Origin of the sequence: Bradyrhizobium sp. LMTR 3 (assembly GCF_001693485.1) — a bacterium.
Classification (GTDB): domain Bacteria; phylum Pseudomonadota; class Alphaproteobacteria; order Rhizobiales; family Xanthobacteraceae; genus Bradyrhizobium.
Map to the genome: position 1 here is coordinate 93,174 of NZ_MAXC01000055.1, position 23,936 is coordinate 117,109.

A 23,936-nucleotide genomic window follows, 5' to 3' on the forward strand; every position below is an offset into this window, starting at 1 on the left:
ACGCCTTGTCCGACGCCCGCTCCACCTGCGGAGGGAAAATCGCGCTCGTTGCGCACTATGCCGTTCTCCTCGATCGCGCTGATGCCGATCTCTTCACGCCGCAACTGCCTGCGGCAGGATGGACGCGACTGCATCGTATCGTGTGCCCGCACGGAGACAGAACACGGGCTGCAGAAGACGCTCGGCGATGACTTCGTTCTTCTCGTTGTCAGCAAGGACGAACCTGCCGGCCTTTTCCGAGACCACGGAGATGTCGGCCTCCCTGCCCACCTTGAGCGCGCCGATTTCGTCGGCGCGGCCGAGCATTTTGGCGGGGTTCGACGTAACCATCGGCACGACCTGTTCGAGCGTCAGGCCGAGCGCGATCATCGAACTCATGGCTTGAACGAGGCTGAACTTGGCCTGGCCGGCGAAGGGATGGTTCTCATCATCCTCGTGCTGGTCAGGCGTGCCGGCAGGCGCAGGCACGTGCGTGTTGTAGCCGTGAATGTCGGCGCCGAGCGTTGTCGGAACGATTCCCGCCGCGAGCGCCTTTTTGGCGAGCCGATAGGAGAAATGGCTGCCGTGGCCAACATCGACCTTCAGCCCGCGATCGAGCGCCGCCTGGATCACCGGATGCACTTCGCCCTCGCGGTTGACGAACCCGCCGGGATGACGCGTGAACGGATGCGCCAGAACGTCTCCCTCCCGCAGCAGCGGGATCACGCGTTCCAGAATCGTGTCGACGTCTTCACCATTGGTGCCGCTCTCGGGCAGTCCCCAGAGCTGACCGAAATGCACGTAGACCGGCAAATCGACGCGACGCCCGATCTCGGCCGCCATTTCAATGACGCGAATGCCCCAGCGCGCAAAACCGCCGATCTCCGCATGGGCTTTGATGCCGCGAACCAGATCGAGATTGGACGTGGCCGACTTCACCGTCGCATCGATATCGACGCCATCCGGGCTGTAGAGTTTTGGATAGTAATGTCCCTCGAGTCCGCCCACCAGATACGCCGACAGGAATGCATAGACGCGCGACTTCGCGGGCTCAGCGACGAAGCGCCGAAACCCCGGCAGCGTCATGCATGACGGACCGCCCTGGTCGACCAGTGTCGTCACGCCGGACTGAACGCCCACCATGTCGGCATTCATTCCAAAGCGGCCAGTGACGTATTGATAGACATGCGCGTGGGTATCGATCAGCCCCGGCAACACCAGCTTGCCGGTCACGTCGATCACCTCTTTGGCACTCGTCGGCAGAATGTCGGGCTGCACGGCCGCGATCTTGCCGTTGCGAATGGCGACGTCCCTGATCCCGTCGATGCCGGAGGCGGGGCAGATCACGCGGCCGCCGCGCAAAAGCTGGTCGAAGGTGGCGCTGACAGACATGTACGATCTCTCCTCTGCTTTCGTTGACGGAGCCTAACCCCAGTCCCGCCAAAATACGAAGCATACTTCGCATTTTACAGGAGCAAACTTCATGCCATGATCCAGCCGTGGCGAGGCCAAATCGAATCGGGCTACTGGCGCCAATGTTCCGAGGCTGGGAGAGTGCATTGCGAAAAGCAAAGAAGGGTCGCGTCGAGATCAGGCACCGCCCGTGGCCGTTATCGCAACGGCCGGGATTTTTGATCCGGCGGTTGCACCAGATCCATGTCGCGTTGTTCCAGGAAGCATGCAGCGAATTCGAGGTGACGCCGCTGCAATACAGCCTGCTTTCCGCACTCGCCGTGCGAAAAACCGCCGATCAGACCACATTAGCGGCCGATATCGCACTGGACAGGACGACGACAACCGGCGCGCTCAAGCGGCTTGCTGCCCGCAATCTGGTCGAGAGAGCCGTGAATGACGAAGACCGCCGTGCGCGGCTATGCAAATTGACCGCGGCGGGAGCCGCCCTTCTCGCAAAAATCGAGACCCCCGCGCGGGCCGCACATCGCGCCACGCTCGGCGATCTGACCGAACGGGAACAGGCTCTGTTCATCGACATGATGCAGCGCATTGTCGCAGGTAACGCCAATCGCGACAGTAGTGCTGCCCTGTTCGACTAGACGCGGCTCGTCCGATCTGCTGTCTTTTTAGCTAGGCCTGCACAATTAGTGGTCGTTCGCGGGACCGCCGATGGACTAAAGCGCGGCGGCCGCGCGCCTGGTTTCGATTTCGATATTAGGAATCGCCGCGACCAGTTCGCGCGTGTAGTCGCTCTTCGGATTGTCGAACAGCGCTCTACTTTCCCCCTGCTCGACGATCGCGCCATTGCGCAGCACGATCGTGCGTCCGCAGATCATGCGAACGACGTTCAGGTCATGGCTGACGAAGAGCAAGGCGAGATCGTCCTCGCGCCGCAACCGGTCGAGCAGTTGCAGCACCACCGCCTGCACGGAGACGTCGAGCGCCGCCGTCGGCTCGTCGAGCACCAGGAGGCGCGGCCGACAGGCGATGGCGCGGGCGATGCCGACGCGGGCCTTCTGGCCGCCGGAAAGCTGATGCGGAAAGCGCGGCAAGAGATCCGCCGGCAATCCCACCCGCTGCGCGCACTCCTCTACCCGCTGCCGCAAGGCGTCGCCCCCGCGCAGACCAGCAAGTCGCATCAGCGGATGGGCAATACAGTCAAAGGCGGTGAAGCGCGGGTTGAGGCTTTCGTTCGGGTCCTGGAAAACCATCTGGATGTCTTTGCGGAACGGCGAGCGGTGAAAATCCCGTGCCGGCACATGACCGATCGATTGGCCATCAAACACGATGTCACCTTCGCTCGGGTCGATCAGTCGGCAGATCATCCGCGACGTCGTGCTCTTGCCGGACCCGGATTCGCCGACCAGCCCGACGCTCTCGCCGGCGGCCATCGTCATGGAAAACTCAGCGACCGCCGCGGCGCCCTGGTCAAAGCGCTTGGCGAGCTTTCGCACTTCCAGTAGCGGTGGCGTGCCCGGCGCGGGCGGCGGCTTTGGCCTGTCGCCTATGGCCACATATCCCCGCTCCTCCTCCGGTACCAGATCCTCGATCCGTGAACTCGCAGTGGGCGATGCGGCGACGAGACGTTTTGTGTAGGGGTGCCGCGGAGCGTTAAAAAGCGTTCTGGGGGCCGCTTCCTCGACCAGACGTCCCTGCTCCATCACCACGATACGCCGGCAATATCTGGCTGCGAGGCCAAGATCATGCGTGATCAGGATCGTCGCCATGCCACGCGCAGACGCAATGGCGGCCAGCAGGTCCATCACCACCTTCTGCGTCGTGACGTCGAGACCGGTCGTCGGCTCGTCGGCGATCAGCAGAGCCGGGTTGCAGGAAATCGCAATCGCGATCATCACGCGCTGGCACATGCCGCCGGAGAGCTCGTGCGGATAGGCGGCCATTCGCCTTTCGGGATCGCGTATCTGAACCGCGCGCAACAGCTCCAGCGCCTCGGCGTGCGCTGCTTCCTTCGACATCCGCTTGTGGGTCAGTATCGCGTCCGCGATCTGCTGGCCGACCGCGCGGATCGGATTAAGTGCCGACCGTGGATTCTGGAAGATCATCGACATGGCGGCGCCACGCAGATGGCGAAGGTCGTCGCTGGACAGTTTCGTGACGTCCTGGCCGCGAAACAGGATCTTGCCCGCCGTGACCCGCCCGGCCGCGTCGAGCAGCCGCGTCGTCGCAAAGCCGGTCACGGATTTGCCCGAACCACTCTCCCCGACGAGACCGAGCACCTCACCTTCCTGAACCGAGAGTGTCACCCCGCGGACCGCCTCGACCACTCCACGCCTGGTCGAGAACGATACGTGGAGGTTGTCTATTTTCAGCAGCGGCTCGGTCATGTCCGCATGCGCGGATCAAGAATGTCCCGCATCCCGTCGCCAAGCAGATTGAAGCACAACACGGCCAGCATCAGCGCAAGGCCGGGAAAGGCGACCAGCCACCATCTGCCGGTCGAGATGAAGCGAGCGCCTTCCGCGACCATGATGCCCCATTCCGGCGTCGGCGGCTTGACGCCGAGCCCGATGAAGGAAAGCCCGGCCGCGTTGAGGATGGCCCAGCCGAGGTTGAGCGACATCTGCACTGCCATCGCCGGCAGGATATTCGGCAGCAGGAAACGCAGCACCACTGAGATATGGCTTTCGCCGCAGGCCCGCGCCGCCTCCACCCAACCGAGATTGCGGCGAACATTGACCTCCGCCCGCGCAAAGCGGATGTAGAAGGGAAGATTGATCACGGCGGTCGCGATCACGATGTTTTCGACCCGGTTACCGAGTGCGGCGACCATCGCCATCGCCAGCACGAATAGCGGAAACGCCATCATCACGTCGACGAACCGGCCAACCGTGCGATCCAGCCGCCCTCCGGCATAGCCGCAGAATGAGCCGATGACGGCACCGAGCACGAAGGATATACTGACCGCCGAGACCGCGATGGCGAGATCGAGGCGCGCCGCGACGATCAGGCGGCTGAACACGTCGCGACCGAGCTGATCGGTGCCGGCGATATGCGCGGCGCTTGGCGGTAACAGCGCCTCCTGCACGTTCGACGCGATCGGATCGTAGGGAACGATCCACGGCCCGAAAATCGCGACGAGAATCAACAGCAAGACGCCGGTTGCGGCGACGCCGGTAAGTGGATTTCCGCGCAGTATCCAGATCGAATGACGAAGCGTTGTGCTGGTCATTCGATCGAAACCCTGGGATCGGCGATGCCGTAGCAGACATCGACGGTCAGATTGACCAGCACGAACAGACTCGCCATCAGCAACACAAAGCCCTGTACGGGAGCATAGTCGGAAGAGAGCAGCGCATCGAGCGCATAGGAGGCAACCCCTGGCCAGGAGAATACCTTTTCCACCAGCACGTTAGCGCCGAGCATGGTCGAGAACACGATCCCCGCGATGGTGATCACCGGCAGGATGGCGTTGCGCAACGCATAGGTGACGACGACATGCCGCCAGGAAAGTCCGACGGAACGCGCGGTACGCACGAAATCGCTTCCGAGCGAGACCAGCATCGAAGCGCGCGTAATTCGCGCCAGCGGCGCGATCACGAACAGCGCCATGCTCAGCGCCGGCAAAATCAATTGCCTGAAGGCGGCCCACCAGCCGTCGATATCCCCCGCGATCAGGAAGTCGATCATCAGGAATCCGGTTCGCGACGGCGGCATTGACGTGAAGACGTCGATCCGGCCGGTTGGATCAGGCGCGAGGCCGAGCAGGTAATAGAAGACGTAAATCAGCAACAGCCCGGAAACGAAGGTCGGTACGCAAACGCCCAGCGCGCAGAACAATCGCACGCCATGATCGATGATGGAGCCCGGCTTCAGCGCCGCCAGCACGCCGAGAGGCACCGCCGATACGAGCGCGATCAGGAGCGCGGTGAAGGTAAGCTCCAGCGAGGCCGGCAGCCGCTCGCGAAGGTCCTTGGTGACCAACTGGCCGGTCATCATGGATCGTCCCAAATTGCCGCGGCCAACGTCATAGAGATAGAGCGTCAGTTGCTCCGGCACCGACTTGTCGAGACCCATCTGCTTGCGGATCAGTTCGACCTCCTCCTTGCCGGCATTCGGGCCAGACGCAAAGAAAACCGCCGGATCGCCCGGCAGGACCCGCATCAGCAGGAAGGTAAAGACGAGCACGCCGAAGAGTGCCGGCAGGGAGGACAAGAACCGCCTCCCCGCCCGTACCAGCGTTGAACCAAGGGTGACCGTTGCGGTTCGAGCGATCACTTGCTGCAGTTCACTTGCGACTGAGGTCGCGATAATCGACCTGGCGGTGGAACTGGTAGGTGTAACCTTCCACCGATGGCGCCATCACTGCGTCCTGGTTCGGCTGCCACAGCGGAATCTGCGGCATCTCGCTGAAATGGATGGCATTGAGCTTCAGGCCCGCCTCCTCGTATTTGACCTTGTCGGGTTCGAAACGGGCTTCCTGCGCGACCGCCGTCAGTTCAGGATGATTGATCGAGCTGTAATTCCAGCGCTGGTTGCCGATGTAGAAGTTACGGTAAAAATAGTCGGTGGAAGGAAGCCAGGCTACGATGCCCTCGATGAAGAAGGGAAGCTTCTTCTCGTTGATCTGCGTCGACATCTGCGCGTCCGGCAGCTTTTGGATATCGACCTTGATACCGATCTTGCCGAGAGATTCCTTGACCAAGGCCGCCATCGGCTCGGCGGTCGAAGCTTGGCCGACATTAAAACTGAACGTGGTCGCAAAGCCCTCCGGAAGGCCGGCGGCCTTCAGATATTCTCTGGCTTTGTCGAGGTCGATCTTCACCGGTTGCGGGACCGGATAGCCGCCATTCGGCGGCTTGCCGTCGTTCCAGGTTGCGCCGAACAACGGGGCGCCGCGGCCAAACAGCGCCGCCTTGAACATGTCGTCGTAGGGCAGCGCAAAGGCAATGGCGCGGCGTACGTTGACATTGTCGAAGGGCGGTATCTGGTTGTTCATCGAAACAAAAGTGACCGCATTGTATTGCGGCGTCGAGATCACCTTGAGCTTCGCCTTGGCCTCGAGCGACTGCACGTCGCTCGCCTGCAGATCGATGACGAGATCTGCATCGCCTCGTTCGACCAGGTTGGCGCGCGTCGCCGGCTCCGGCACCGACTGCACGATGATCCGCTTGAAGAACGCAGCTTTGTCGGCCGTGCCGCGGTTCCAGCCCTCGTTACGCTTGAGGATCACCTGTTCGCCCGGCTTGAAGCTCTCGACCACATAGGCGCCGCTGCCGGCCGTATGCTCCTTCAACCACGCGGTCGCCCAGGGATCGTCCGCCGTTGCATGCTGCTTCGCCACCTTCGAGTTGATGATGATCGGATAGACAACGGCGAGATTGGGTAGAGCAAGCTTATCAGGCTTCGGCAGCGTCACCTCGAAAGTGAGCGGATCGATCACCTTGAACTGATCGGCCGAAGTCAACGAGCCCGTGAGCAGTTGGTTTTTCCCGAGGATCGGCGCCGTAACGGCGCGGTCGAGCGACCATTTGACGTCTTCGGCCGTGACCGGCGAGCCGTCCTGGAATTTGGCGTCCTTACGCAAGTGGAACGTGATCTTCAGCCCGTCCGGACTGACGTCGTAGGATTCCGCCAACTCCCCCGTGATCTTGTCGAGATCGAATACCCATTTGCCGTTGAGCTGCTTGCGGCCGAACGAAACCAGCCGGTCGTAGGTGCTAAGACTGACGGCGAAGGACTCGCGAGTGGCGCCCGGTATGTTGGGGTCGAGCGTATTGACTGACGCACCCGTCACGTAGCGCAGCGTCTCGGCCCGGGTTTGCGCCCGCAGAGGCCCGGTAGCGACGAGCAAAAGCGCCAAGACCGCGGTCGCCTGAAGCATCGGCTTGAATGAGGTAAATCGCATTCTTTTTCCCTTGAATTTCAACCAGAACGCCGGAGAGAAGCCCGTAAACCCAAGCAAGTACTGCGCCAAAGCCTTGGGACGACGGCCCAACCGTATCCGTGGATGAATGGCTCGGGGCATTCGGGATCATCCTACTTTTCCAGCAATTTCCGCCTGCCTCGTGACAACCGCCTGCGGCACGTCATATGCGTTGAACGCAGCCCAGTGCTGCTCAATGTCAGCGCGAAACAGGCCGCGCGTCAGGCCATGCACCAGCTTGGGTACCGCCGTGGTCATCGCATTGATCGACGATCCGGAAGGACCGAAGCTCATCGTGGAGGCGATGGCGAACAAATGGATATTGGAAATCCAGGGCGCCTCCCCCGGAACGCGCTCCACAAAAGCGTAATCATCGGCGAGATAGGGAAAGCGGCCGAGACGCGCGCTGCGCTCACTCTCCGGCGGCTGGTAACGATCGGCCCAGGTCGCGATGTTGCTGGCAAACCTGTGCAGTTCTCGCCGGCCTGCAAAGTCCATGTCAATGCCGGTGCCGCAGATGATGAAATCCGCAGTGAAGTTGCCGCGCGGCGTGTGCAATTCGACCTTGCTGCCCACCTCCCGCGCTGCCTCGATCGGCGCGCCTTCATGCAGGAAGAAATTGGCGCGGCGCGCACAGCGGTCATAGGTTGCTTGCGGAAATCCTTCGCGCATTTCAAGGATGGCGCGCATGAAGCGCCAGCGCCAGGCGTCATCCAGATCGCTGAGATGACGCAGGAAACCGCGAAATGTCAGCCAGCGGTAGGGCTGGATCAACTGAATCTCGGCTCGTCGGCAAAGCAAGTGCACCTTGCTCGCGCCCGCTTCCAGCGCCGTCGCCGCGTTGTCGAAGGCGGATGCGCCGGCACCGATCACCGCAACTTGCTTGCCACGCACCGCCTCGAAATCGATCTTGTCGGCTGCGCTCGCCACGAACTTGGGCGGCAAGTGGCGCAGCGGCTCCGGTATCGTCCACTTGCCCATGCCTTCCTGACCCGTCGCCAGAACGATCTTGCGTGTGTAGAGCGTTTCAACACCGCCCGCGCTTCTGACCACGGCGGCAAGCAGGCCGCCCGCGTCCGGCGCAATCTCCAACAGTTCGCAGCCATTGCGCACCGGCAGCTCTATCGTGCGCCTGAACCAGCGCAGATATTCGGCCCAGAGGTGGCGCGGGATCAGATCAAGATTTTGCCAGTCTTCGCTGCCGAAGCGGGCCTCGTGCCACGACTGGTAGGTCAGGCTCGGGATATCCAGATCGGGGCCGGTGTAATGCTTCGGGCTGCGCAGCGTCGGCATGCGGGCATAGGTAAGCCACGGCCCTTCGAAACCCTCTTCGGCCTTGTCCAACACCAGGATGTTGGTGACCTGGGAGCGCATCAGTCCGAAGCCGATGGCGATGCCGGATTGGCCGGCGCCGATGACGAGAACATCCAATGCCGGCTTGCCGTCCGGCCCGGGCTTGGCATGGAGCCATGCCGAGTTCGGATGCGCGGTCTTGGCAAGGTCGGCGCTGACCTGCGCCTCAAGTGCTGCAAGCGGGCTGCTCATGCCACAAGCCAACCGCCATCGACCACCATCACGGTGCCGGTGGTGAACGAGGACGCATCACTGGCAAGATGCAAAGCTGCCTCGGCGACCTCCTCCGCGTTGCCAAAACGCTTCATGGCGTGACGATTCCGGGACGCTTCACGCACCGGATCCGGGTCTGCATGACGGGCAAAGCTGCGCCGAAGCATCGGCGTATCGATTGCTCCCGGCGCAATGGCGTTGACGCGAATGCCATTATCGGAGAAATCCAGCGCCATTGTCCGCGTCAGGCTGATGATCGCACCTTTGGCGGCGATATAGGCGCTGTTGCCCCTGCCGCCGGCAATGGCGAGCTGCGAAGCAAGCGTGATGATCGAACCGCTACGCTGAAGTTTCATCTGCGGCACGGCAGCGCGCGACCATAGCCAGGTGCCGCCGACATTGGTACGGAACACCGCGTCCCAATCGGCGGGGTCGGTCGTCAGGACCGTGCCGCCGCAGGAAAAGCCGGCGGCGGTCATCAGCACATCGAGTCTGCCGTGCCGGGTAACGATTTCGGTAACAACACTATTCGCGAAATCGGCGTCGCCAACATCTCCGACATGCACTGAACCTTCACCGTTCGCCCTGCGAATAGCAGCGACGGTATCCTGCAGGCCGGCACCATCGCGATCGACCATCGCGACGAACGCGCCTTCTCTCGCGAATAGCGCCGCGCTTGCACGGCCGATGCCGGACCCAGCCCCGGTGATGACAGCGGTTCGTCCCTTCAGTCGCATGTCACATCCTTTCGCTGTGCTCAGTCCACCACGCGCTCAAATCGGCGGCGGAGTCGGCACACCCGAATTGCGCACGCCAGCCGAACTCCTGCTCCATGCGCGAAACCGACAGCGGCGCGCGCTCCGCTGCACTATGCAGATCGATGGTCGGCGCTTCACCGTGCTCGGCCAACCGGCAGACGAAGCCTGGATACAGCCTTGTGAGATGCTGCCCCCGTTGCAGCGCCGTCCACTGCTTTCCGGTCGAGATGTTGTAGAGGCGATGCCTGGGTCTCTCCGCTTCGATCAATATGGCCAAGGCCTCCGCGACGTCAGGTGCGTAGATCCAGTCCCTGATTCCCGGACGCGGCAGAACGGCCTCGGTATGCTGGCGGAGGACGGCAACGATCTGCGCTTGCGGGCTCAGCGTGTCCCGGACGCCGGTCGCCCGCTCCCAGGGCCCAAATACCGCGCTTAGCCGCACGCTGATGACATCAATTTGCCAGAGCGCGGCTAGACGCGCAGCGACTTTCTCGGACGCAAATTTAGTGATGGCGTAAAGGGAGGCCGGATCGCATGCCGTCTCTTCATCGAGCAGCGGATGCCGCGCACCAGCATCGCCATAGGCCGCAGCCGACGAGAGATTGATGATGCGTGAGACGACATTGCGCCGCGCTGCTGCAAGGATCGGAACTTGCGCCAGCAGATTGACGCGAAGGATAGAATCGGGATCTTCGGCTTCGCGTGCAGCCCCCGCGGTGATCGCGGCACCGAGGACGATCGCGTCGTAACCAGCGGCGATCACGTCTTCGACGGCGCGCTGGTCAGTGATATCGCCCCGAATGGTCTTCAGCGAACCCGCGTGGCGAGTGAAGGATCGTTGCACGGCAGGCGGCAAGACCCCTCGGTCGAACAAGGTGACCGCATGGCCGCGCGCCAACAACGCCGCAGCGATATTGAGCCCGACAAAGCCGCAGCCGCCGAAGATCAGGATTTTCATGGCTCAACCCGCCAAACGCAGTCACGCCCCGGAATTCCCATACTCGGCGGCGAGTATCTCACAGCAGTTTCGCGCCGAAATTCAGTGCAGGATCCATGTCGGCCACAATCCGCCCGGTCGGCTTCGCCGCTTCACCCCCGCTGCGGGGAAGGAAGCGCCCGGAGCCAGCTTCCACAGAACGCTTGCCATCCGCGACAATGACGCGTCCGCGCGAGAGTACGGTAACCGGCCAGCCGCGCAGCTTACGGCCCGCGAAAGGCGTATAGCCGGCCAGATCATGCATCATCTCATCCTGCAGCGTCACCTCGCGCGCGGGATCCCAGATCGCGATATCGGCGTCCGCACCGACGGCAATCGAGCCCTTGCGGGGATGCAGATTGTAAATTTTGGCCGGTGCGGTCGCGGTCAACTCGACAAACTTTTCCAGCCCCAGCCGTCCCTTCGACACCATCGCGTCGAACAGCAGCGGCAGCCGCACCTGCAGTCCCGGCAACCCGTTCGCAACCTGCTTGAAATTGGGATTGGGGCCGGCGCGCAATTTTCCGGTCTCGTCGAAACGGTAGGGCGCATGGTCGGATGAAACGGTCTGCAGATCGCCGAGCGCAAGCGCTTGCCACAGGGCATCCTGGTCGGAAACGCGGCGGGGCGGCGGGCTGCACATCCACTTGGCGCCGTCCGCGCCGGGCTTATCGAGATCCTCGGCGGTGAGAAACAGATATTGCGGACAGGTCTCCGCAAACACCTTCAGGCCCTGCCCACGCGCGTCGCGGATGACCTTGGCCCCTTCTGCCGTGGAAACATGGAAGATCATGATCGGCTGATCGATCAGCGCCGCCATACCGATCAGCCGATTGAACGCCTCGGCTTCCGAAATCCGAGCATGGCTGATGGCATGATATTTCGGCATGGTGTAGCCGCGTGCGAGCAGCCGCTTCACCATCCAGGCGATGATGCCGTGGTTCTCGGCGTGGGCGCACAGCAGGGCGCCGGATTCGCGTGCCGCGGCAAGAATGTCGAGCAACGGCTCGTCGTCGATCTTCAGCCGATCGTAGGTCATGAAGATCTTGATCGAGGCGTGCCCCTGCTTGACCAGTGCCGGAACGTGCTCCTCCAGGGTTTCCCTGGTCGGATCGGCAATGATCATGTGGAAGGCATAGTCGATCACCGAACCCTTCTTGGCGAGCGCATGGTAATCCTCGACCACTTGCCGCAAATTCATGCCGACATGCTGGGCGGCGAACGGGATCACCGTGGTGGTGCCACCGAACGCCGCCGAAACGGATGCGCTCTCGAACGTATCGGCGTTCATGATGCCGGCAGCGGACAACTGCTCGATATGAGCGTGCGCATCGACGCCGCCGGGCAGAACCAGCTTGCCACGCGCGTCGATCTCGCGCTTGGCTGTGCCAAGCCCGTGGCCGATGGCAGCGATGGCCTCGCCCGAGACGGCGACATCCGCCTCGAAGCCATCTGTCGCGGTCGCGACGCGTCCGCCGCGGATCATCAGGTCATAGGCGGGTTCAGTCATGGAACACTCCGTGATATGTCTGCACCGGAAGCAGGCTCAGCCTGTACGTACACTCGCTCACTCTTGTTTCCAGCAAATGATCATGCTTGCGTGGCATAGTCGTTGCTTCTCTCCAGATCGCGACGATGTCTGATCTCGCAGGAAAACATCATGTCCCGTCCGCGCATTCTCGTCATCAATCCCAATTCCAACCGCGTGGTGACGCAGGGTTTGGAGGAAGCGTTGAAGCCGCTCAACTTCGACGGCGGGCCGGAGCTGGTCTGCCAGACGCTGGCCGAGGGTCCTTACGGAATCGAGAGTCAGGCTGACGTCGACGGCGTGACGATGCCGCTGCGCCGGTTGATCGAGAGCGACAACAGTTCGGCCGCCTTCGTCATTGCCTGCTACAGTGACCCGGGCCTGCACGTTTGCCGCGAAGGCACCGACCGGCCCGTGTTCGGCATCGCCGAATGCGGCGTGCTCACGGCGCTGGCGCGGGCGGACAGTTTTGGCGTCATCGCCATCGCCCAGCGTTCGATCAGGCGGCACCTGCGCTATCTCAGGCAGATGGGATTGATGGACCGGCTGACCGCCGAGCGGCCGCTCAACATGAGTGTGGCAGAGACCGCCTCTGGCGAAGGGACCCTGGCCAGGATGATCGAGGTGGGACGCACGCTGAAGGACGAGGATGGCGCTGGCGCGATCGTGATGGGCTGTGCCGGCATGGCGCGTCACCGCAGGCCGCTTGAAGATGCGCTCGGCATTCCCGTGATCGATCCGACGCAGGCCGCCGTGACCATGGCTCTGGGAGCGGTGCAGTTCTCGCGTCACTAGGCCTCCTTTATCCGGTCTCCAATCGCCGCGCTGGCGCGGGCGAGCCATTGCGCATGGCTCTCGCGCGCATGCCGGACATGTCGGCGGCTGCATTCTTCTCAACTTTCCGGCGGCGGCACCGCTCCGGTGCGGCTGCTGATCAGACCGTAGTGCTCGATGCGGCGATGCTGCGCAAAGTTGAAGATCGTTTCCTTGCCGAAGACGGTGGCATCGAGATCGCAAGGATGCAGCAGGAGTTCGTCTTCCTCGGTCCTGGCTTCGGCAACGATCTCGCCATCCGGGTTGACGATCAGGCTGCCGCCGATCAATGGGTGACTGTCCTCGACGCCGGCCTTGGCGACGCACACGACCCATGTCGAGTTCTGATACGCACCGGCCTGCACCGAGAGGCGGTTATGAAACATCCGCTTCTCCGGCCCTTCCTCACTCTTCTCCGCATTGACCGAGGGCGTATTGTAACCGATCAGCACCATCTCGACGCCCTGCAAGCCCATGACGCGATAGGTCTCCGGCCAGCGGCGGTCGTTGCAGATCGCCATGCCAAAGATGCCGCCCAGCGCCCGCCAGACGTTGAAGCCGAGGTCGCCGGGCTCGAAATAGCGCTTCTCCAGATGTTGAAAGGCGCGCTTGGTGTCGAATTCCGCATGGCCCGGCAGGTGAACCTTGCGATACTTGCCGACGATCTTGCCGGCTTTATCGATGAGAATGCTGGTGTTGAAGTGATGTCCGTCGGGCGTCAACTCGGCATAGCCGAAATTCATGGCCATCTCGTACCGTGCGGCGCGTTCGAACAGCGGCCTCGTCGCCGCATTCGGCATCTCCCGCTCGAACCAGACATCGACCTCCGCCCGATCTTCCATGTACCAGCGTGGAAAGAACGTCGTGAGCGCCAGCTCCGGATAGACGATCAGGTCGGCCCCCTTGCCCTTGGCTTCATCCATCAGGTCAATCATGCGCTTGACGACGGCCTGGCGGCTCTCGGCTTTCTGGATCGGCCCCATCTGGGCGGCGGCAACGTTGACGACGCGCATGAAATATTCCTCGAAAGTTCTTGAGTGAAGCTGCGCCGAACCAGAACGAAGCAGCCTGAAATTTGACGTATATCGCAGCCCGTTCCTACCCGGATTTGATCATTAGAATTTTCCGTTCGCTGGGAGTCAATTCTGCCTACCTTGGATCACCGGGCGAGCCCGGCACTTCCGGTACCGCTTTGAGATGACACGCCACCCACCCGCCGCCTCCGGCCGACCGGAGCTCCGGCTCGTCCGTTCGGCAGCGATCGAACACGAATGGGCAGCGGGTATGGAAACGGCATCCGCTGGGTGGATTGATCGGGCTCGGAACGTCGCCCTTGAGAATGATGGGATTGCGGTCGGCGCCGGGATCGGGCAGCGGCACCGCCGAGAGCAACGCCTTGGTGTAGGGATGCTCCGGCGCGGTAAAGATTTGCTGCCTCGGTGCCATCTCGACGATCTTGCCGAGATACATGACCGCGACACGGTGGGTCATATGCTCCACAACAGCCAGGTCGTGACTGATGAAGAGCAGCGCGAGGCCGAACTCCTGCTGCAAATCCTGCAGCAGATTGACGATCTGCGCCTTGACTGAGACGTCGAGCGCCGAGACCGCCTCGTCGCAGACGATCAGTTCAGGTTCCGCGGCGAGTGCCCGGGCGATGCCGATGCGTTGGCGCTGGCCACCTGAAAATTCGTGAGGCCGGCGGTTGAGCGCGTCGCGCGGCAGGCGCACGGTGTCCATCAGTGCCGCAACTCGGGCCTCGAGTTCGGCGGAAGATTTGGCGAGACCGAAATTGCGGATCGGCTCGGCCAGGATATCGCGCACCCGCATGCGCGGATTGAGGCTGGAGAACGGATCCTGGAATACCACCTGCACACGGCGGCGCATGCTGCGCAGCCCGCCGGGCGAAAGATCGTCGATCCGCTGGCCATCCAGTACCACCTGCCCGGCCGTGATATCGAACAGCCGCAGGATGGCGCGGCCGACCGTCGACTTGCCGCAGCCGGACTCGCCGACGAGCGAGAGGGTTTGGCCACGCTCGACCTCGAACGACACGCCATCCACGGCATAGACCCAGTTCGATGTGCGGCTGAACACCCCACCACGGACCGGAAAGTGCTTCTTGAGGTCGTTGACCTGGAGCAGTGGAGCACTCATGCCGCAGCCGCTTCCTTGGGTGCGTAATGGCAGGCGGCAATGTGGCGTGGCCCCTTCTCTTCCAGACCCGGCGCGAACTCACGACAGAGATCGGTGGCCAAGGGACATCGTCCGGCAAAGACGCAGCCCTCGATCTGTTGCTTGAGGCTAGGCACTTGCCCAGGGATTTCGGCAAGGCGCCTCGCCGTGCCCGTCAGGGAGGAGCCGAGCCTCGGCAGCGCGCCAAGCAGGCCCTGTGTGTAGGGATGCCGCGGAGAGCGGAACAGCTCGGCCACTGGCGCTTCCTCCAACTTGCGGCCGGCATACATGACCATGACGCGCTCGGCGATTTCAGCGACCACACCGAGATCATGGGTGATCAGAATGATCGCCGCACCGACACGGCGCTTGAGGTCCAGCATCAATTGCAGGATCTGCGCCTGGATCGTCACATCCAGCGCCGTCGTCGGCTCGTCGGCGATCAGGAGCTTTGGGTTGCAGGCAAGCGCCATGGCGATCATTACGCGCTGGCGCATGCCGCCGGAAAGTTGATGCGGATATTCGCGCACGCGTCGCACCGGCTCCGGGATGCCAACCAATGTCAGCATCTCGATGGCGCGCGTCAGTGCGGCTTGCCTGTCCAGCCCTTGATGCATCCGTAGCGTCTCGCCGATCTGACGGCCGACGGTCAGGACCGGATTGAGGCTCGTCATCGGCTCCTGGAAGATCATCGATATGTCGTTGCCGCGGATCGCGCGCATCTCACGCTCGGAGAGTTGCAACAGATCCTTTCCCTGGAAATGGATAGCGCCCGCTATTCTGCCCGGAGGCTCGGGGATCAGCCGCATCAACGACATGGAGGTGACCGACTTGCCGCAGCCGGACTCGCCGACAATGGCCAGCGTCTCGCCTTCGTCGACGTGAAAGGAAACGCCGTCGACGGCGCGGTTGACACCCTCGGGGGTGCGGAAATGAGTCTGCAGATTCTGAACGTCGAGCAATGCCACGCTCTACAGGTCCTTGGCCATTCGCGGATCGAGTGCATCACGCAAGCCGTCGCCGAGCAGGTTGACGGCGAGCACGGTCACGGACAGGAAGGCGGCGGGAAAGAACACGATGAAGGGCTTTACCTGCCACAGTGCCCTGCCCTCGGCCATGATGTTACCCCAGGACGGAATCGTAGGTGGCGTGCCGGCGCCGATGAAGGAGAGGATGGACTCTACGATCATCGCGCTGGCGCAGATATAGGTCGCCTGGACCAGCAGCGGCGCCAGCGTGTTAGGCAGGATGTGGCGCAGGATGATCATCGGCGTTCGCGTGCCCGAGGCTGTGGCTGCATCCACATAGGGCTGCTCGCGCAGCGACAGCACGACGCTGCGCACGAGACGCGAAACGCGCGGGATCTCGGCGACGGCGATGGCCAGGATGACGTTGCCGACGCTGCCGCGCGTCAACGCCATCAACGCGACGGCGAGCAGGATCGGCGGGATCGACATCAGCCCGTCCATGAAGCGCATCACGATGCCATCAGCCCACCGCACGAAACCCGAGACGAGGCCGATGACAAGACCGGCGAGCGAGGCCAATAGCGCCACCGAAAGGCCTACGGTGAGCGACACGCGTGCTCCGTAGAGCACACGCGAATAGATGTCGCGGCCCAACGCATCGGTGCCGAACCAGAAGTCCGCAGATGGCGCGCGCGTGCGTTTGGCGGGAGCGAGCGCGGTCGGATCGACGGTCCCGAGATAGGGCGCGAAGATCCCGACCAACACGAGGCAGAGGAGCAACGCGCCGCCGATCGCGACCGTCGGATGGTTGCGGAGGAAGCCGAGGATACCGCGCCGGACTGCCACCGGCGGCAGCAGATCCGGCAGTTGCGGCGCCAGAACAAGGCCCGGCGGCAGTCGCGCAGTACTGGTGGTCGGACCGGTCAATAGCGGATCCTCGGGTCAACCAGGGTGTAGGTGACATCGACCATCAGATTGACCAGCACGTAGAGGAAGCTGAACAGCAGGACGATGCCCTGGATCACCGGATAGTCGCGGCGCAGGATCGCATCGATCGTCAGCCGGCCGAGGCCGGGGATGGCGAACACGCTTTCGGTAACCACCGCGCCGCCGATCAGAAGCGCGATACCGATGCCTATTACCGTCACAATCGGAACGGCTGCGTTTTTCAGCGCATGAATGAACAGGATGCTGTTCTGCCCCAGGCCCTTGGCGCGGGCGGTGCGGATATAATCCTGCTGCAGCACCTCGAGCATGGCGGCACGGGTGATGCGCGCGATCAACGCGATGTAGACACAGCCGAGCGCGACGGCGGGGAGGATCAGGTTCACCAGCCATGGCCAGAAGCCTTCGGCCAGCGGCGTATAGCCCTGCACCGGAAGCCATTCGAGATGTAATGCGAACACGTATGCCAGCACGTATCCGACGACAAAGACAGGAAGCGAGAAACCGAACACGGCAAACGCCATGATGGTGCGGTCCAGCCAAGTTCCAGCCTTCCACGCCGCCACGACACCGAGCGGCACGGCGATCAGAAGCGTCAGGACGAGGGTAATCACCATCAGCGAGAGCGTCGGCTCGATCCGCTGCGCGATCAGCGAGCCGACCGGCAGGTTGGTGAAGATCGAGGTACCGAGATCGCCGTGCAGGATACGCCAGACCCAGCTCCCGAACTGAACCAGAAACGGCCTGTCGAGGCCGAGGGCCTGACGAATACGCTCCACGTCGGCGGGGCTCGCCTGGTCGCCCGCAATCACGGCCGCCGGATCGCCCGGCGCGATATAGAGCAGGCTGAACACGAACAGCGCGACGATCGCCATCACCGGCAGGGTCGCGAGAATGCGTCGGAGCAGATATGAGAGCATGTGGATTCACCGCCCCATCATGCGGTCTTCGACACGCCCCAGAAGAAGGGCAACGGTCCCTTCGTCACCCCCGCAATGTTCTTGCGCCACGCGGTGTAGCTAAGGAAGAAGCCGGTCGGTGCATAGATGACGTCCTCGAGCGCCGCCTTGTTGAGGCGCTTCACCGCCGCCTTCTCTTCATCAATACTCTTGGCGTCGAACCATGCCGTAACCTCCTTTTCCACGGTCGCGCTCGTCGGCCAGCCAAACCACGCCTTGTCGCCGGTGCCGCGAATGGCGTTGTAGGCGGCGGGGCTGATGCAGTCCGCGCCCGCGTGCCAAGTGTGAAACATTTGCCAGCCGCCCTGGCCCGGAGGCGTCTTCTGGGCGCGGCGCGAACCGACCGTGCCCCAATCGGTCGCGACGAAATCGACATTCATGCCCATCTTCTTCAATAGATCCGCCGTGACATCGCCCTGCGCCTTGGTGATCGGCTGATCCTGCGCGACGACACACGTGACCGGCTGGTCCGTATAGCCGCTCTCGGCCAACAGCTTTTTCGCCGCGGCGAAATCGCGCTTGCCCTTCAGAATCTCGCCGCCCTCTTCGGTGTAGAGTGGCGTATTCGGCGTGAAGAAGCCTGGCAGCGGCTTCCACAGCGCAGTATCGTCACCAACCAGCGCACGCATGTAATCTTCCTGGCTCAGCGCCGTGAGCAACGCGCGTCGCGCCCTCACTTCGTTGAAGGGCGGGTGCAGATGGTTCATCCGGAACGCACCGATGTTGCCGAGCGGATCGGCGATGTCGACGCTGATGTTGCGATTCTTCCTGAGTACCGGCACCAGATCGGGGATCGGATTCTCCCACCAATCGACCTCGCCGTTCTGCAGCGCGGCCGCCGCGGTCGCGGGATCCGGGATCACCACCCATTCAACGCGGTCGATCAGCATCTGCTTGCCGCCGGCAAGCCAGGACGCCTTCTCCTGCCGCGGCACGTAATCGGCAAACTTCTCGAACACCGCCTTGGCGCCGGGCACCCACTCGCCCTTCGCGAACTTCATCGGACCCGAGCCGATATATTCGGCGATCTGCTTGAACGGGTCAGTCTGGGCCATGCGCTCCGGCATGATGAAGGCGCAGGGCGTACTGTTCTTGCCCAGCGCCAGCATCATCTTCGGATAAGGCTGCTTCAGCACCCATTTGAAGGTTTTGTCGTCGACGGCGGTCAGCTCGTTCTGGATCGCCTTGATCATCTGCCCCATGGGATCGCGAACCGACCAACGCGCGAGGCTCGCTACCACGTCCTTGCTCAGCACCGGCTCGCCGTCGTGAAATTTCAACCCTGATCGAAGGCGAAAGGTCCAGGTCAGACCGTCATCGGTCACTTCTTCGGACTCGACCATCTGGCGTTGCGGCTGCAGCTTGTCGTCGAGGCCGTAAAGGGTATCCCACACCATCGCAGCGGCATTGCGCACGACATACTGGGTCCCCCAGATGGGATCGAAATTCGCGAGGTTGGCCTGGGGCACGAAGCGCAAGGTGCGCGCCGCTGCGCTTTGGGAAAGGGCCGGCATCGAAAGCCCGCCGGTTGCCGCCAGGCTGCCTACCCCGGCTATTCCCTTCAACAGAGTCCTGCGATCCATAGTGCTCTCCCAGTCTCGAAATTGTTGCAGCGGTTCCGCCCGTTTCATCGGCCGAGGATTCGGCACCAAATGAGGCGAAACAGGCCAGTCAGACGGATAGCAATTAGTCTCCTTATGCTTGCAAGCGGTATGCCAGCAGCTTCAGCCGACGCGCTGCTTGAATTTCGACGATTGTTGCGGGTGCCACCAACGTCCACCGATCACGACGCCTTCGGATACGATCTTGCGATCACCCATCAGGTGCTCGCCGACGACGTCAACGTAGTCGAACTGGCCTGACGCGATCGAGATCAGGGTGGCGTCTCCCACGCTCCCCGGCTTGAGGCTGCCGAGCTCGGGACGCCGCAGCGCCATTGCCGCATTGACCGTCGAAGCCGCGATCACATCAGGGAGCGGCATACCCATGCAAAGGAACTTGGACATGGTCGTCACCTGATCGAAGGCTGGGCCGTCGATGCACAGGAGATGGACATCCGAGGAGATGGTGTCCGGATAAAAGCCGTTGGCGAGCATCGCCCGCGCGGTCTTGAAGGCGAACGAGCCTTTGCCGTGGCCGATGTCGAACAACACGCCACGTTCGCGCGCCTCCAGCACGACTTTTTTCACCGTGCCCTGGGCTGTCGCGGCCGTATTGGGAAACGGCCGGAATGCGTGGGTGAGAACGTCGCCGGGACGCAGCCGCGCGACCACCTCCTCGTAGCTCGGCGGCGGATGGTCGATATGTGCCATCAGCGGCATACCAACCTGATCGGCGACCTCGAGCGCGATGTCCAGCGGAACGAGCCCCGAAGTGCCGGAGGCGTGAAGACCGACCCGCACCTTGATGCCGACGATGAGGTCGCGGTTGGCCTCGGCCACCGCGACGGCGTCGATCGGGTTCATCAGCCGGATCTCCTCGCTTTCACCGACCATGACCCTACGCGAAAAGCCATAAATGCCGGCGTGCGAGACATGCAGATAGGCGAGGATGCGAACCTCGCTCCGCTCGATCACATGCTTGCGAAAGCCTGCGAAATTACCGGGGCCAGCGCTGCCAGTGTCCACCGCCGTGGTGACACCGGAGGTGCGGCAGAACTCCTCGGCGTCGATGCCGAGCGAGGTGCCGCCCCAATAGACGTGGGTGTGCAGGTCGATGAGCCCTGGAGTAACAATGTAGCCCGAGACGTCGCGCACGTCCGTTCCCGGGTCGGCCTTGAGCTCGTTGCCGACCATGACGACTTTGCCGTTGGCGAAGGCGACATCCGCTACGGCATCGAGCTTCTGGGAGGGGTCGATCACCCGGCCACCACGCAGGACCAAATCGAAAGCCATCGTCATCTCCTGATATGACCGTGAAGGAAGCGGCGGGAGCCGCCTGCCCACGGAAGCGGATGGATCGACCAGCCGTCAACCATTGAAGGCGGCCTGCGCTTCCGGCAGATCCCAGATTTTGCCAATCGCCGCGGTTGCGGCCGAGATTATCGCAGCCTCGTCGCCGTGAACGTATTGCCCGGCATCGATCAGGACGCGTCCATCAACGACGACCTGGTCGATATTGGCGCGGTTCGCGAGCGCGACCAGTCCGCGTCTGGGATCGAACAGCGGCTGAAGGTGCGGATGGGTTAGGTCGACGACGGTGAGGTCGGCGGTTGCGCCCGGCGCGATCACCCCGAGGTCCGGCCGCTTGAGCAACGAAGCCGCGGTTGCAGTGACCGACTCGATCAGGTCCGGCGCGCTTGCCACATCAGCGCGTCCGGACGCGATCTTCGAGATCATCGAAGCGGCATTCAGTTCGCCGAGCAGATCCATATTGTAGCCGTCGGTTGCGACCACCGTCCCGACGCCGTGCCCGGCGAACCGGCTAAACGCGGCGGTAACACCGGAGCGCGCAAACACGCGCGGACAGTTCAGCACCGTGGCGCCCCTCGCCGCCATCAGCTTCAAATCGCTATCGGAACTGGCGATGCAGTGCGCCGCCAGAAGGTCTGGCGCAAGCAGGCCCAACCAGTCGAGATATTCCGCCGGCGTGCGGCCATCGTAGCGTGCGCCGATCGTGGCGACCTCGGCGGCGCTCTGGGCGACATGGGTCGTGATGGGAACATCGAGTTCGCGCGCGCGAACCGCGCACGCCTTCAGCAGGTCCGGGCCACATGTGTCTGTTGCGTGCGGGCTCATCGCGACGCCGATCCGGCCGTCGCCGCGCCCGTTCCAGCGCTGATACAGTGCATTCCAGGTATTCAGATCGGCCTGGCCGTCATCGCCGGCATAGCGCACCACGCCATCCGGTCCGGCCGTGGCATCCGATGTGGAGAACAGATAGGGCGCGCCGTAGAACCGGATCCCCATCTCCTCGCCAGCGTCGAACATCTCCGGGATCGAGTTGCGAAACGGCTCCATCACCGTTGTGGCGCCGCCCTTCAGCAGTTGCAGGATGCCAAGCCGTGCGATTGCAAGGCGCTCTGTCGGCGACAGCAGCACCGCGCCGCGCTTGGTCAGCGGCAGCAGCACCGTATAGACGATGCTCTGGTTGTTGCGGCGGCCATTGCCATCTTCCGTATGCGTCCGCGCGACCGCTTCGCTGAAGCAGTGGTTGTGCATGTTGATCAGGCCGGGCAGCACAAAGCGGCCCGGCCTGTCGAAGACCTCGGTAGCGGACGGCTTGTCGCGCGTCACTGCGACGATCCGCTTGCCCTCAAGCAACACCCAATGATCGCGCAGCACCTCCTGCGCGCCATCGCGGCGTGACAACACATAACTGCCGAAGATCGCGATTCCGCTCATGCCGGCCGCACGTTCCAGAACACCGCCGTTCCGTCCAGGATGCCGGTGATGTTCTTGCGGTACGCGGTCGGCTGCTTGTACTGGCCGATCGGGAAGTATGGAATTTCCTCGAACGCCAGCGCCTGGACCTCGCGGCAGACTTGCTGCTGCTCGGCGAGCGTGGGGGCTGCCAGCCACCGGCTTCGCAACGCTCCCATCTTCTCGCTCGTGTACCAACCGGCCGCGTTGGCTTCGCCGCGCAGATTGGTATTGGCCGCCGGATTGAGCCAGTCGATCCCTTGCCAGTTGCCGACGGCGGCGTTCCAGCCACCTTGATCGATCGGGTCCTTCTTCTGTTGCCGCTGCAGCACGACCGCGAAGTCCAGTGCGGTAAATTCCACATTCATGCCGGCCTTCCGCAGCATGTCGGCAGCCACGTTGCCGAGCGGTTTTTGGGCGGCCGAGTTGGTCGGAACGAGCAGGACGACCTTCTCGCCATTGTAGCCGGCCGCTTTCAGGTCGGCGTTGACTTTCGCCATGTCGCGCGGCCCCCGGAAAACGTTGAGGCCGACATCGCTCGCCATCGAGGTTCCCGGCGCGAAAAAGCCGATCGGCGAAAACTGATAGGCCGGATTGCTGCCTGCGACGGCCGTCATGAAATCTGCCTGATTGATCGCGCCCAGCAGCGCGCGACGAACAGCCGGATTATCGAATGGCGGCTGCAAATGGTTGACGCGGAGCATGCATGTATAGCCCCGCGGATCGAGAACCCGGGTCGTTATGTCGCCCGCGGCGTTGAGCACCGGCAGCAGATCGTGCGGCGCCGTTTCCTGCCAGTCCTGCTCACCGGTTTGCAGGGCGGCGGCGGCCGTCCCGGCGTCCGGCATCGTCGTCCAGACGACGCGATCGTAGTGCACGATCTTCGGGCCGGCGGTCCAATCCGGCTTGCCTTCCTGACGGGGCTGATAGCGCTCAAACCGGGCGTAGACGTTTTGCACCCCTTGGGCACGCTCGTTCGCGACAAATCGGAAGGGACCGCTGCCGACGACCTCGGTGATCGGCTTGAAAGGATCCTGGCTCGCCAGCCGCTCGGGCATCATGAACGGTGCGTGGACGGCAGCCTTGCCGAGAGCCTGCGGCAGTAACGGGAATGGACGCTTCAACCGAAAACGGATGGTGCGGTCGTCGGGTGCCGACAACTCGTCGGTCGCAGCAATCAGTTCGGCTCCAAACCCGTCGCGCGCCGCCCAGCGGCGGATACTTGCGACGCAGTCACGCGCCAAAACGCGCTCGCCGTCGTGCCAGAACAAACCATCGCGTAGCGTGAGATCCCACTGCCGCTGATCATTGGAGACGACGTGACCGGACAGCATCTGAGGCGAGACCTCCAGCGCCGAATTCATGCCATAGAGCGTATCGTAGACCATGAAACCGTGGTTTCGCGTGACCTGGGCGGTGGCATAGATCGGATCCACGAAGGCCAGATCGATCACGGGAACGAAACGCAGCGTGGTCTGCGACTGAGCGCGCAGGACACCTGGCAGCGCAAGTGCCGGCGCCGCAGCAGCGGCCCGCAACAGGGAGCGCCGGGAAACGAGCATGGAACGC

Annotated in this window: 20 protein-coding genes; 2 read left to right on the forward strand and 18 right to left on the reverse strand. The window is 62.9% G+C overall.

Going from position 1 to position 23,936, the window contains the following annotated elements; all coding sequences use genetic code 11:
* Positions 1 to 93: 93 nt before the first annotated feature.
* Positions 94 to 1,371 (reverse strand): amidohydrolase/deacetylase family metallohydrolase, encoded by a 1,278-nt coding sequence (locus LMTR3_RS34645; RefSeq protein ID WP_065749438.1) that lies wholly within the window; start codon positions 1,369 to 1,371, stop codon positions 94 to 96.
* Between the two features lie 167 nt (positions 1,372 to 1,538).
* On the opposite strand from LMTR3_RS34645, the gene LMTR3_RS34650 reads away from it, so the two are divergent.
* Positions 1,539 to 2,033 carry a MarR family winged helix-turn-helix transcriptional regulator gene (locus LMTR3_RS34650; RefSeq protein ID WP_065749675.1) on the forward strand — a complete coding sequence of 165 codons (495 nt, stop codon included), beginning with the start codon at positions 1,539 to 1,541 and terminating at the stop codon, positions 2,031 to 2,033.
* A gap of 75 nt (positions 2,034 to 2,108) precedes the next feature.
* Here LMTR3_RS34650 and nikE read toward each other — a convergent pair whose 3' ends face one another.
* The 8 genes from nikE to hydA form a co-directional block, all read right to left on the reverse strand.
* The gene (gene nikE, locus LMTR3_RS34655; RefSeq protein ID WP_065749439.1) at positions 2,109 to 3,779 is read right to left on the reverse strand and encodes a nickel ABC transporter ATP-binding protein NikE; all 1,671 of its coding nucleotides are present in this window, start codon (positions 3,777 to 3,779) and stop codon (positions 2,109 to 2,111) included.
* The gene (locus LMTR3_RS34660) at positions 3,776 to 4,624 is read right to left on the reverse strand and encodes an ABC transporter permease (protein ID WP_065749440.1); all 849 of its coding nucleotides are present in this window, start codon (positions 4,622 to 4,624) and stop codon (positions 3,776 to 3,778) included. Before LMTR3_RS34660 ends, nikE begins: the two co-directional genes overlap by 4 nt.
* Positions 4,621 to 5,667: an ABC transporter permease gene (locus LMTR3_RS34665; RefSeq protein WP_065749676.1), complete on the reverse strand. Its 1,047-nt coding sequence runs from the start codon at positions 5,665 to 5,667 to the stop codon at positions 4,621 to 4,623. Before LMTR3_RS34665 ends, LMTR3_RS34660 begins: the two co-directional genes overlap by 4 nt.
* Before the next feature lie 13 nt (positions 5,668 to 5,680).
* A complete protein-coding gene (locus LMTR3_RS34670) occupies positions 5,681 to 7,300 on the reverse strand; it encodes an ABC transporter substrate-binding protein (RefSeq protein WP_065749441.1) in 1,620 nt (539 codons plus the stop codon).
* Between the two features lie 126 nt (positions 7,301 to 7,426).
* Positions 7,427 to 8,863: an NAD(P)-binding domain-containing protein gene (locus LMTR3_RS34675; protein WP_065749442.1), complete on the reverse strand. Its 1,437-nt coding sequence runs from the start codon at positions 8,861 to 8,863 to the stop codon at positions 7,427 to 7,429.
* Positions 8,860 to 9,621: an SDR family oxidoreductase gene (locus tag LMTR3_RS34680; protein ID WP_065749443.1), complete on the reverse strand. Its 762-nt coding sequence runs from the start codon at positions 9,619 to 9,621 to the stop codon at positions 8,860 to 8,862. Before LMTR3_RS34680 ends, LMTR3_RS34675 begins: the two co-directional genes overlap by 4 nt.
* Position 9,622: 1 nt before the next feature.
* Positions 9,623 to 10,600, reverse strand: a complete 978-nt coding sequence (locus LMTR3_RS34685; RefSeq protein ID WP_065749444.1) for an NAD-dependent epimerase/dehydratase family protein — start codon at positions 10,598 to 10,600, stop codon at positions 9,623 to 9,625.
* A gap of 58 nt (positions 10,601 to 10,658) precedes the next feature.
* Positions 10,659 to 12,128, reverse strand: coding sequence for a dihydropyrimidinase (hydA, locus tag LMTR3_RS34690; RefSeq protein ID WP_065749445.1), 1,470 nt, complete (start codon positions 12,126 to 12,128; stop codon positions 10,659 to 10,661).
* A 150-nt stretch (positions 12,129 to 12,278) separates the two neighbouring features.
* Between hydA and LMTR3_RS34695 the strand changes: the two genes are divergently transcribed.
* The gene (locus LMTR3_RS34695; RefSeq protein ID WP_065749446.1) at positions 12,279 to 12,941 is read left to right on the forward strand and encodes an aspartate/glutamate racemase family protein; all 663 of its coding nucleotides are present in this window, start codon (positions 12,279 to 12,281) and stop codon (positions 12,939 to 12,941) included.
* Positions 12,942 to 13,039: 98 nt separating this feature from the next.
* On the opposite strand, the gene LMTR3_RS34700 is transcribed toward LMTR3_RS34695, so the two are convergent.
* The 9 genes from LMTR3_RS34700 to LMTR3_RS34740 all read right to left on the reverse strand — a co-directional run bounded on the left by LMTR3_RS34700 (position 13,040) and on the right by LMTR3_RS34740 (position 23,929).
* Positions 13,040 to 13,972 carry an N-carbamoyl-D-amino-acid hydrolase gene (locus LMTR3_RS34700; RefSeq protein ID WP_065749447.1) on the reverse strand — a complete coding sequence of 311 codons (933 nt, stop codon included), beginning with the start codon at positions 13,970 to 13,972 and terminating at the stop codon, positions 13,040 to 13,042.
* Between the two features lie 136 nt (positions 13,973 to 14,108).
* Positions 14,109 to 15,116 carry an ABC transporter ATP-binding protein gene (locus LMTR3_RS34705; protein ID WP_065749448.1) on the reverse strand — a complete coding sequence of 336 codons (1,008 nt, stop codon included), beginning with the start codon at positions 15,114 to 15,116 and terminating at the stop codon, positions 14,109 to 14,111.
* Positions 15,113 to 16,102, reverse strand: a complete 990-nt coding sequence (locus tag LMTR3_RS34710; RefSeq protein ID WP_065749449.1) for an ABC transporter ATP-binding protein — start codon at positions 16,100 to 16,102, stop codon at positions 15,113 to 15,115. Before LMTR3_RS34710 ends, LMTR3_RS34705 begins: the two co-directional genes overlap by 4 nt.
* A gap of 3 nt (positions 16,103 to 16,105) precedes the next feature.
* Positions 16,106 to 17,029: an ABC transporter permease gene (locus tag LMTR3_RS34715; RefSeq protein WP_065749450.1), complete on the reverse strand. Its 924-nt coding sequence runs from the start codon at positions 17,027 to 17,029 to the stop codon at positions 16,106 to 16,108.
* Positions 17,026 to 17,967: an ABC transporter permease gene (locus tag LMTR3_RS34720; RefSeq protein WP_065749451.1), complete on the reverse strand. Its 942-nt coding sequence runs from the start codon at positions 17,965 to 17,967 to the stop codon at positions 17,026 to 17,028. Before LMTR3_RS34720 ends, LMTR3_RS34715 begins: the two co-directional genes overlap by 4 nt.
* 17 nt (positions 17,968 to 17,984) lie before the next feature.
* On the reverse strand, positions 17,985 to 19,589 hold the full coding sequence (locus LMTR3_RS34725; protein ID WP_065749452.1) for an ABC transporter substrate-binding protein: 1,605 nt from the start codon (positions 19,587 to 19,589) through the stop codon (positions 17,985 to 17,987).
* A gap of 141 nt (positions 19,590 to 19,730) precedes the next feature.
* Positions 19,731 to 20,900, reverse strand: coding sequence for an amidohydrolase/deacetylase family metallohydrolase (locus LMTR3_RS34730; protein WP_065749453.1), 1,170 nt, complete (start codon positions 20,898 to 20,900; stop codon positions 19,731 to 19,733).
* 75 nt (positions 20,901 to 20,975) lie between these two features.
* Positions 20,976 to 22,349: an amidohydrolase family protein gene (locus tag LMTR3_RS34735; RefSeq protein ID WP_065749454.1), complete on the reverse strand. Its 1,374-nt coding sequence runs from the start codon at positions 22,347 to 22,349 to the stop codon at positions 20,976 to 20,978.
* Positions 22,346 to 23,929, reverse strand: coding sequence for an ABC transporter substrate-binding protein (locus LMTR3_RS34740; protein ID WP_065749455.1), 1,584 nt, complete (start codon positions 23,927 to 23,929; stop codon positions 22,346 to 22,348). The genes LMTR3_RS34735 and LMTR3_RS34740 overlap by 4 nt, the downstream gene beginning before the upstream one ends.
* Between the last annotated feature and the right edge of the window lie 7 nt (positions 23,930 to 23,936).